At 48.3% G+C, this 9,736-nt stretch carries 9 protein-coding genes; 3 read left to right on the forward strand and 6 right to left on the reverse strand.

The features are described 5' to 3' along the window. Positions 1 to 136: 136 nt before the first annotated feature. Together IQ234_RS17995 and IQ234_RS18000 are read left to right on the forward strand one after the other, a co-directional pair. Positions 137 to 1,132, forward strand: a complete 996-nt coding sequence (locus IQ234_RS17995) for a PEP-CTERM sorting domain-containing protein (protein WP_193958082.1) — start codon at positions 137 to 139, stop codon at positions 1,130 to 1,132. Positions 1,133 to 1,249: 117 nt separating this feature from the next. Further along, positions 1,250 to 3,472 carry a tetratricopeptide repeat-containing sulfotransferase family protein gene (locus IQ234_RS18000; RefSeq protein WP_193958083.1) on the forward strand — a complete coding sequence of 741 codons (2,223 nt, stop codon included), beginning with the start codon at positions 1,250 to 1,252 and terminating at the stop codon, positions 3,470 to 3,472. A 290-nt stretch (positions 3,473 to 3,762) separates the two neighbouring features. Here IQ234_RS18000 and IQ234_RS18005 read toward each other — a convergent pair whose 3' ends face one another. The 6 genes from IQ234_RS18005 to IQ234_RS18030 all read right to left on the reverse strand — a co-directional run bounded on the left by IQ234_RS18005 (position 3,763) and on the right by IQ234_RS18030 (position 8,281). Beyond that, complete coding sequence (locus IQ234_RS18005; RefSeq protein WP_228008609.1) at positions 3,763 to 3,945, reverse strand: type II toxin-antitoxin system RelE family toxin; 183 nt, start codon at positions 3,943 to 3,945, stop codon at positions 3,763 to 3,765. A 1-nt stretch (position 3,946) separates the two neighbouring features. Next, positions 3,947 to 4,228 carry a hypothetical protein gene (locus IQ234_RS18010; RefSeq protein WP_002787278.1) on the reverse strand — a complete coding sequence of 94 codons (282 nt, stop codon included), beginning with the start codon at positions 4,226 to 4,228 and terminating at the stop codon, positions 3,947 to 3,949. 467 nt (positions 4,229 to 4,695) lie between these two features. Continuing rightward, positions 4,696 to 5,940: a M23 family metallopeptidase gene (locus IQ234_RS18015; RefSeq protein WP_193958084.1), complete on the reverse strand. Its 1,245-nt coding sequence runs from the start codon at positions 5,938 to 5,940 to the stop codon at positions 4,696 to 4,698. Between the two features lie 39 nt (positions 5,941 to 5,979). Continuing rightward, positions 5,980 to 6,699, reverse strand: a complete 720-nt coding sequence (locus tag IQ234_RS18020) for a biotin--[acetyl-CoA-carboxylase] ligase (protein ID WP_193958085.1) — start codon at positions 6,697 to 6,699, stop codon at positions 5,980 to 5,982. 249 nt (positions 6,700 to 6,948) lie between these two features. Beyond that, positions 6,949 to 7,593: a histidine phosphatase family protein gene (locus IQ234_RS18025; RefSeq protein ID WP_193958086.1), complete on the reverse strand. Its 645-nt coding sequence runs from the start codon at positions 7,591 to 7,593 to the stop codon at positions 6,949 to 6,951. 49 nt (positions 7,594 to 7,642) lie between these two features. Beyond that, positions 7,643 to 8,281 carry a histidine phosphatase family protein gene (locus tag IQ234_RS18030; RefSeq protein ID WP_193958087.1) on the reverse strand — a complete coding sequence of 213 codons (639 nt, stop codon included), beginning with the start codon at positions 8,279 to 8,281 and terminating at the stop codon, positions 7,643 to 7,645. Between the two features lie 553 nt (positions 8,282 to 8,834). Here IQ234_RS18030 and ndk point away from each other — a divergent pair. After that, positions 8,835 to 9,284: a nucleoside-diphosphate kinase gene (gene ndk, locus IQ234_RS18035; RefSeq protein ID WP_185240558.1), complete on the forward strand. Its 450-nt coding sequence runs from the start codon at positions 8,835 to 8,837 to the stop codon at positions 9,282 to 9,284. Positions 9,285 to 9,736 lie beyond the last annotated feature (452 nt).

A 9,736-nucleotide genomic window follows, 5' to 3' on the forward strand; every position in this document is an offset into this window, starting at 1 on the left:
TGGGAGGGGGTGGGGGGGGGGGGGGGGGGGGGCGGGTACTTTTGGAAGCGAGCTTTAGGATTAGGTGCGCCGTGTCTTGGCCCAACTGAAAAAAGCTGCGATCGCCAACAAACTTATCAATCTGGATTAAGTAATCATGAATGCAAAACTGAAAAATAGCGCCTTTGACAAACTGAAACTGGCTCCCATCGCCCTAGCGGCGGGTGCAGGCATGATGCTGGCGGCTGCCCCCGCACAAGCGGCAGTGGTCAATCTTGGTCAGACAGTGATCCAGGGGGGGGTTAAATATAACAATGTAAACAATGCTACCGCCACGATAGCAGTACCAGGGACTGCAATTGGTAGTGCCTATGGAATCGCTGATGCGACGATTGTCGGCGGGCGAGGCGATGCCTTTGACGGTTTTGGCGGTATCGTTGTTAACGATGCGGCTTTCCAACAGCCCGGCAATCAGGTGGATCTCACTACTACTGGGGCGGGAACTTTCCTGAATACCATCACCCCCGCCAACATCGGTGGCATCAACACCAGCCTGGACTACTTTATGAGTGCTGCCAGCCCCACTCTGCGGGTGTTTGGCACTTTTACCAATACTACCTCTGGAGCCCTCAGTGCAACGGTCAGCTATGGCGGCAATATGGGTTGTGATAGTGACTGTACGATTGAGGACAGCAGCACGGGAGACAATACCTTCCAGTCGGCCCTCGACCGTTGGTTCATTAACTCTGATGGTCCAAGTAATAGCGATCCCTTTCTAACTTTCGTGCGCTTCGGGCCGGGAGGGCAACTTGCCTCTTCCACCCAAGGAATTAGTGGCAGCGTCGTCTCAGGTATCTGGGGAGATACCTGGACTTTGAGCCTTGCCCCTGGGGAGACTAAGAGCCTGATGTGGTTCGCTAACTTTAACAATAGTTTAGCCGAGGCCCAGGCAGGTACTCCGGTTTTCAATAACTTGAGTACCTTGGACACCGCTGGCTTGCTGGCGGGTTTGTCGCCCACCCAGATTGGGCAGACTGCCAACTGGGCGCCACAACAGCCACCGGCTGCTATTCCCGAACCTTCTAGCCTCATAGGATTGGGAAGTTTACTAGGTTTTGGGTTGTTGTCTAAGATCAAACGAAGAAACCCTTAAAGAAAACGGGTTTCTTCAAGAAACCCGTTTTCTTCCCAGAAACCCGCTTTCTTCAAGAAAGCGGGTTTCTGGGTTGATAAGAAACCCGTTTTCTAAAAAAATTTTCTGGCTTATACTATGCGCTCTAAATCTACAAAAACAACCAGTATAACCATTGAAACTGGATTCGATCGCCTGCGGACAGGTCGCCTCCAGGAAGCAGCAGCGATCGCCAATCAACTCCTCAGCAGTAATCCTAATCATCACGGTGCGCTCAATCTATCGGGGTTAATTGCCCTCAACCAAGGAGAAAAAGAACGAGCCGTCCGACTATTACAGAAAGCAGTAAAATTAAAACCCAGTGAACCAATTTACCAGTGCAACTTAGGCGCAGCTTACCACCAGAGTCACCGCTACAACGAAGCAATTTCCGCCTGTCAAAAAGCCTTAAAACTGCGTCCCAACTATCCCAATGCCCTAACTACCCTCGCCAGTACCTACTTTGCCTCGGAGCAATACCAGGAGGCGCTGACAACCTACGAACAAGCGATCACGATCGCCCCAGAACAGGCTCTACTGCACGCCTACCGAGCCGATACCTTGCGGGAATTAGGTCAGATTCGTGCGGCGATCGAAGCTTACCAACAGGCCCTCAATCTCTCTCCCGACTTACCCCACGCCATTGGCAATTTTGGACTAACTTTATTGGCAGTCGGGCAACCAGAACGCGCCCTAGAATATTGCCGCCGGGCTGCCGAATCCGAAGCAAAAAATAGTCAAGCCTGGATGAATTTGGGAACCGTCTTTCGCACCTTGGGACAGTTGGAAGCGGCCATGGATGCCTATGGCAAAGCTTACGATCTCAATCCCGATTCCGCCATGCTTTGCACCCTGATCGGCGAAATTTGGCAAGAAGTCAGCGAATTGCCACAGGCACTCACTTGGTACGATAAAGCCCTAGCAATTGAACCAGATCGCCTTGATAGCCGCTGTGCCTTCGCTGGGGCAATTCTCGACTTAGGGGATAGCGCGACCGCCATCACTCGCTACCAAGAAATTATCGAGCAGCATTCCGACTATGGCGAGGCCTATTCAGGACTCAGCCAAGCTCTCTGGGAAGATGGCGACGCAGAAGAGGCGGTGGCTATGGCCTATCGAGCAGTAGAACTCAAGCCCGAAAATGCCAGCTTGCGGGCGCATCTAGCCGGCATTCTCGCCTCTGCTGGGGATGTGGAAAGCGCCAACGCCGCCAACCGCGAGGCCCTGGCCGTCAATCCTAACTGTATTCCCGCCCTGGTCAATTTAGCCCAGAATTTGCGGGGAAAACTGCCGCCAGAGGATGCTCAACAGATGGAGACATTACTCGAAGCCAAGTGGGGCAGAGAAGGCACACAGTCGGCGCTTCATTTTGGACTCGCCCACTACTACGACGGTTGTAAGAACTACGCCCAGTCCGCCACCCATGCGATCGCTGCCAACAAACTACACACCGCCCACAAGCAGGAGCGAGGCTGGGATTACAATCCCGATGACTACGCCCAATATATCGACCAATTAATCGCCCACTTCACCCCCGAATTTTTCCAGCGCACTCAGGGGATGGGCAATCCCTCCGCCGCCCCCGTTTTCATCGTGGGGATGCCCCGCAGCGGCACGACTTTGACGGAACAGATTCTCGCCAGCCATCCCCAAGTATTTGGGGCTGGTGAGCGCAACTTTGCCAGTAATTGCTTTAACAGCCTACCCGCACTGATGGGGCATCCCGGCAGTACAACCGTCTGGGACTGTCTCCAGCAGCTTGGGCAACCCCAGATTCTTCACCTAGCCGATTGGCATCTGGCACAGTTAGAACAACTGCTCACCAAAGCAGGGACAGAGAGGGAGAATGTCCAGAGAATTGTCGATAAAATGCCCGACAATTACAGCCTTTTGGGTTGGATTGTTACTGCTTTTCCCAATGCCAAGATTATCCATTGTCGCCGCGATGTGCGGGATGTGGCGGTTTCTTGTTGGATGACTCAGTTTAAGTCTATTCGCTGGGCGTTTGACTTAACTCATATTGCCGAACGCATTCAGCAATATTGGCGGATTATGGAACATTGGCGGCGTGTTTTGCCGGTTCCCATGTTGGAAATTGACTATGAGGAAACTGTTGACCAGCAAACGGCGCAAACAGTTCGGCTCCTGGATTTTATTGGATTAGAATGGGATGATGCTTGTATGCAGTTCCATAAAACCGAGCGCTTAGTGCGTACTGCCAGTGTTACTCAAGTAAGGCAACCGATATATAAGCGCTCGGTAGAGCGCTGGCGCAGTTATGAAGAAGCCCTGCAACCTCTGCTCGAAAGGTTAACCATCTAAGCTACAGCGTTCCCCATAACTGCGAAATGTTTAGGCATCAAATGGGGTTGAAATACTCGAAATAACCGCCTAGTAGGGTTCTCAGTCCAAAATTGGGAGCTTCAAAAACCTTGCATTACCACTTTTATAGAACACAAATTAGTGCAAAAAGAGGACAACAAAGCCTGAAACTACCGCTTCCTGACTGATACTAAATCCAGTTATTAAAAACTGATTATTTATTCTCCGTTTTGCATGAGTGCATGAGTAGAAAACGGGTTTCTCGGAGAAACCCGTTTTCTGTGCGTTACTCAGTCTCCAACGCGGAAGCGATACTTCCCAGCAAATTCTCCCTTTAATGCTTTAATTTGAGGATAATTCTTCGGTGTTTCTTGAAGGATTTTTAAACACTTAGCAATCTTCTTTTTTAAGATTGGATCCGCTTCAGAATAAACTTTATTTGCTTTGGCTGTCAAACGGACTTTATAAGTCATCTCAGCTTTCCCAATCAATAAGGCAACCTGATTGTAAATCCATTTCAGCTTCTTTCAAATGTTCCATAATATTCGGGATTGCTCTAATTTCTTGCGTTGCCTTTTCACTTTCTTTATCTGACAAATAAGCGGCAAATTCTAGAATCATCTTTAAATTTTCTACTGATAGGGTTTGTATATATTGTTGAATCTTTTGCTGCATTAAATCGACCTGTACTAATGTTTCAGAATCTAAAAAATCTTCTGGAGTCGAGGGATTTACTTCAACGTCAGTTAGAGTCATATTTAATCAAGTGCTTCTCTCAAGTTTATTATTTGTATCTTAGCGTGTATCCCGTCTCCCGTCTCCTGACGACCGACGACCGACTCCTTACCCCACAGTTAAGGGACTTGCGCTTTGATAATGTACCTTTTGGGCGAACGCAGTTCGCCCCTACATTGTGGACAAAATCCGTTACTGTAGGGGCGCAATGCTTGCGCCCTCCGATCGATCAGGTTTGCTGATCACCCTAAGTAGGGGGAGAGCCTTCGAGGTGTTAGGGACTTGCGCTTTGATAATGTGCCATCTGGCTGGTCTGGTTCTTCTACAGAGCGATTTTCTGGCTGGGATATTATTCCTACGCAAGTCCCTAACTTTATTTTTGTCCAACTACTTAAGACTGCGAATGTATGAAAACGCATCAATTGGGCAAAAGCTCAACGATGCGTTTTTAAGCTCCAAAAACCGCTATAGTTGTCAGCCAAAACAAATTAATTCTGATTAGAGTCAGTGGCTGCGGCCATTTGCATTCTCTGCACCAGATTATCGAGGGCTAATTCTAGATGTAAACCGGCATCTACGGCAGTCCAACCCTGTTCGGTTAGGTGTCGCCATTCAAAGTGTAGGTGGGGACCGGTAGAAAGTCCCGTACTACCCACACGACCGATAACCGCTCCCTGTTCCACCCATTCTCCCGGTTTGACGGTAATTTCCGAAAGGTGGGCATAACGAGATTCTTGACTACCATCGAGGTGACGTAAAATCACCGTTAATCCGTAACCTCCCAACCAGTCGGCGGTGGCCACTTCCCCCGCGTAGGCGGCTAATACAGGTGTTCCCATCGGTGCGCCTAAATCAGTACCCGCGTGCATGGCCCGATTCCCGCTGACCGGATGATTTCGCCACCCGAAAACCGAGGTAATTTGGGCAGGAAGAGCGAGGGGAAAGAGTAAATCGGTGCGTTGATTTTGGTTAGAATCCGTGGGACTTAAACGGGTGGCCCGCTCATAGGTGGTCGCTTCGCTGATTGCTTCCACTTCTGCGCGAGTCACTGGGGCCAAGGCCAATTTTACGCCATTCCATTCCGGGGGATTGAGGGCTACCACCTGACTGGGAATCACCGTCGGGGCAGCCAGACGGACCGGGGCGCTAGAAGCGACGAGAGTGGGGGCATAACGACCCAGGGAATTATGAGCGATAACCGGCTGATTTTGGGACCGCCGTCCTACCCGCACGGCCGGATTAGGATTGAGACGCACCCGGGCCAGATTAACCGGGGGTAAGGGTTTGGCCACAGTGCTGACCGGCTGACGACGGGAGGCCCGGGCCGCCAGATTACAGCTACCTCCTACCAGTTGACCATTTTGGGCGATGGTTTGGCAACCACTGCGGCGCTCGGTGACAACAACGGAACTGGGGGGGTTAAAGTTTCTAGTATCGATAAAGTTATTTTTACCGCCGGCCCGGGGGGCAAGGGTAGGCATATCGGTTTGATGGTTTTCGGGGATAGCCAGACGGGGGGCGGGATTAGTATTTTCTTTGATAACGGGGGCTTTCAGAGTCGGGGCGGCATTTTCCACCACTGGGGTTTCGCTGCCAGTTTCGGAATTAGCGATCGCATTGGGAGCAAGAGTAATCAGACCGCTGATTACTAAACCGAGACCACTGCATAAACTCAGCTTCTTTTTTAAGGATTTTCCTAGAAAAAGTTTCAATATCACCGATGAAGGATACATAGGGCCGCCTCACTTCTCACAGTTTAGTCAAAAAAATATTTAGACTTGATTATAACCGAGACTGACCCTACCGGCTGGTATATAGATTTCGCTACTGGCATTGTCCGAGGTTAATTTAACTTTTAATTCCCCTCGATCGCTTACCCCGGTTATTATGCCCTGATAGCCCTCGAAAGCTATCTTTTGACCAAAATTGGCAAAAAGTTCTAAATAGGAGGCTAATAGGGCTTTTATGCCGTGATGACAGTAATATTCATAGCCGTATAGGATAGCATCGCTGGTGACAGAAGTTAATTGAGCGATCGAGGTGATTTTATTGCCGGCCAAAGCTTGTAAATTAATGCCGGTGGGGGGGACAGGATTAGACCAATTGAGGCCCACTCCGATGACTGCTTGCGGGATGTTTTGACCCTGAATACGGGTTTCTAGGTTAATTCCCCCTAGTTTGCGCCCTAGTAATACCAAATCATTCGGCCATTTGATTTTAACAGGTATTTCTTGACAATTCAGATGATGAGCGATACCCCAAACTGTAGCGAGAACGAGATGAGCAGATTTATCCACCTCTAAATCCAGATTTAAAGCCAAAGATAAATATAATCCTCCCGGTTCAGAAATCCATTGCCGTCCCCATTGTCCCCTCCCGGCACTTTGTTGACTAGCAATCACCACAAAAGGCGGATTTTCCCCCGACTCTAATAATTGCCAAGCTTTAGTATTAGTGGAAGGTAATCGCTCAAAGTGATGGATTTTGGTCATAAATTGGGAATTATGAATTATGAATTATGAATTATGAAGTGGGGAGTATTTTCAGCGATCAGTAAACTGTAGAGTTCTTGCATAATTGATTTTTGAGAGTTCAAAAATAAGAAAAATAGGCATAAAATTGCCTAAAATTCCTAAATAGAGCATTAATCAATTAACGCTCCTTCTTAATTCTCCTGTCTCCTGTCTCCTGACTCCTGTCTCCTGACTCCTGACTCCTGTCTCCTGACTCCTGACTCCTGATTAGGTGCAGGGAAGAGAACGTAGGTACTCACTGAGGTGGGAACGTAAACCGATGCCATGGAAAAGCGGGCCACGACTGCCTAATTCGACAATACTGACAGCGGCCACGGGCATTTCAAATCGATCGCGATAACGGCCCACATCGATGCCCATGAGAGTACAGAGCATGATCCGGATGGTGGCCTTGTGGGAAACGATCAGGATATTGCCATCACTGTGGGTGTGTTCAATTTCCTCCAAAACTGCCGCGGAGCGACGGGCGATATCGATACCCCTTTCTCCGTTGGGGGGAGCATTCCAAGCGGGATCCGTCAACCAACGCACATAGAGATCATGGTATTGATGATCAATATCGTTAGGGTGCATTCCTTCCCAAAGACCATAACCGATCTCTTGTAATCCCTGCCGGATTTCTAATTTCAGTCCCACCGCTTCACAGAGAGGTTTAGCGGTTTGAATAGCTCTTTGGAGGGGACTGACGTAGGCCGCACGCCAAGGTAAAGAACGATAGACATCGGCGAATTCCTCCGCCATTTCGATGCCTTCGGCCGTCAAACCGGGATCATTTTCTGGAGTACCACAGTATCCTCCCGTTTTGCTATAGGCTGTCTGTCCGTGTCGTAGAAAATATAACATCAAGCACATAGTTTTTCAGGAGACCAAATCCGGGGTTTCCCTGGTTGCTGTTGACTGGTTAGGTTCCCGCTCGGGAGCGCAGGTCATTGCGGATGTGAGAGCGATCGCCCATGACTTGAAAGAGGGGACCATGTTCGGCTAATTCGACGATCGTTACCGAGGCCACGGGCATGGCAATTCGATCGCGATAACGGCCGATATCAATGCCTAAAAGAGAACATAACACGATTCGGATCGTTGCTTTATGGGAAACGATCAAAATATGGCCATCATCGTGATGATGGTCGATTTCCTCTAATACTTCCGAACTACGACGAGCGATATCGATGCCTTTTTCGCCCCCCGTGGGAGAATTCCAGCCTGGATCTGCTAACCAGCGCACATAATCATCATGAAACTCCTGATTAACCTCGGCTGCGGTTTTTCCCTCCCATTGGCCGTAGGCAATCTCTTTTAATCCTTCCCGTTTGTGGATGGGAATACCTAAGAGGTCGCTTAAAGGGGTGGCCGTGGCCATGGTGCGTTTGAGGGGACTAGAATAGATCCCTGTCCAAGGCACATCTCGATAGGCAAGAGCGAAATCCTTGGCCATTTCATAGCCGGCTGGGGTTAGTTCCAAGTCTAATCGACCGCAAAAACTACCCGTTTGACTGGCTGTGGTTTCGCCATGACGCAAAAAGTAAAGTTTTAGACTCATTTTTTAGGTTCCTCTTAATATTTGTGACTCTCTCCCACCTATAGTGATACTAAATCTTGTTTAAAAAGTATAGAAGAGCAGGGAGTAGAGGAAGTGGGAATTATGAATTATGAATTATGAATTATAAATTGGGGAGCGGGGAACAGGGAGCCAAAACGAAAACTTCCTATTAGCTTAGGGACTTGAGCTTTGATAATGTACCTTTTGGGCGAACGCAGTTCGCCCCTACATTGTGGACAAAATCCGTTACTGTAGGGGCGCAAGGAACCTGCGCTCTGATCGATCAGGTTTGCTGATCACTCTAAGTAGGGGGAGAGCCTTCGAGAGCCTCCGCAGCTAAGGGACTTGCGCTTTGATCATTTGCTATCTGGCTGGTCTGATTCTTCTACAGAGCGATTTTCTGGCTGGGATATTATTCCCACGCAAGTCCCTTATCTCATTCGCAGGGCAAGCTAACTCAGCAATTTAAGCGAAAATTCTGCCATTCTCTAGGATGCCATTCTGGGTTAATCTGGGTTTTGTGACAATTTATGGCTAAATTTTAAGAGGCAGTATGGAACGCACTTTCTTAATGATTAAACCCGACGGTGTGCAACGCAATCTGGTGGGGGAAATTATTCAACGCTTTGAAGCTAAAGGTTTTACGCTGGTTGGGTTGAAAATGATGCAGGTTTCTGGCGAATTAGCGGAAAAACACTACGCTGTTCATAAGGAAAGACCCTTTTTCCCTTCTTTAGTCGATTTTATTACCTCCTCCCCCGTGGTGGCTATGGTTTGGCAAGGAGAAGGAGTAATTGCCTCCGCTAGAAAAATTATTGGCGCCACTAATCCCCTCAATGCTGAACCGGGTACGATTCGCGGTGATTTTGGCATTAGTGTCGGACGCAATCTTATCCATGGTTCCGATGGTCCAGATACCGCCAAAGATGAAGTTAGTCTCTGGTTTAGCGATGCAGAATTGGCTAATTGGACCCCCGCCATCACTCCCTGGGTCGTAGAGTAATTCCCCACTGGAAGCCTTTAGGAGTCAGTATTCAGGAGTCAGTATTCAGGAGTCAGTATTCAGGAGTCAGCTTTTTTCTCCCTTCTCCCTTCTCCCCACTCTGCAATAACTACTCCTGCATACTTTGTGCTTTTTGTCAAAAAAACTTTTTTTTTGCAACAAAACTACACAAAAAAAAGATCATCGTTATGGGTGAAATTGACTAATTTACCCGTCTTAATTGGGATCACTCTCTAGGTGTGGCAAGAGTTTCAACCATTGCTGCCCAAAAAAGCACAGGATAACCCATTATGAAATTCAGTAAAATCGCTGTAACTATTGTAACATCGTTGTTAAATAAAAATCTTTCTCAATTAATTCTTAAGAATTTGTAAATATTGCGGAATGTTAATTTAAATATTCTCAAGTCTTTGGAGTCAATGAATAATTTTTGCTTATCTTTGTCAAAAAAT

Source organism: Microcystis aeruginosa LEGE 91341 (assembly GCF_015206885.1).
In the GTDB taxonomy this organism is placed as follows: Bacteria; Cyanobacteriota; Cyanobacteriia; order Cyanobacteriales; family Microcystaceae; genus Microcystis; species Microcystis aeruginosa_H.